A 409-nucleotide genomic window follows, 5' to 3' on the forward strand; every position below is an offset into this window, starting at 1 on the left:
TCCACACCTTCCATACCGAAGGGGCCGGCGGCGGCCATGCGCCGGACATCATCACCGCCTGCGCCCACCCGAACATTTTGCCGTCGTCCACCAACCCAACGCTGCCCTACACCCTCAACACCATCGATGAACATCTCGATATGCTGATGGTCTGCCACCATCTGGACCCGGACATCGCTGAGGACGTGGCCTTTGCCGAGTCGCGCATTCGCCGGGAAACCATCGCTGCGGAAGACGTGCTGCACGATCTCGGCGCCTTCTCGCTCACCTCCTCCGATTCGCAGGCCATGGGCCGCGTCGGAGAAGTGATTCTCCGCACCTGGCAGGTGGCGCATCGCATGAAGGTGCAGCGCGGAGCGCTGGCGGAGGAGACCGGGGATAACGACAACTTCCGCGTGAAGCGCTACAT

General features: G+C 63.3%; 1 protein-coding gene. It reads left to right on the forward strand.

Annotation, left to right across the window (positions count from 1 at the left end; translation table 11 throughout):
- Window positions 1–409: amidohydrolase family protein (locus M3226_RS31700; RefSeq protein ID WP_251573445.1), on the forward strand; the 409-nt coding region annotated here is incomplete at both ends.

The sequence above is a fragment of the Neobacillus cucumis genome, assembly GCF_023715505.1.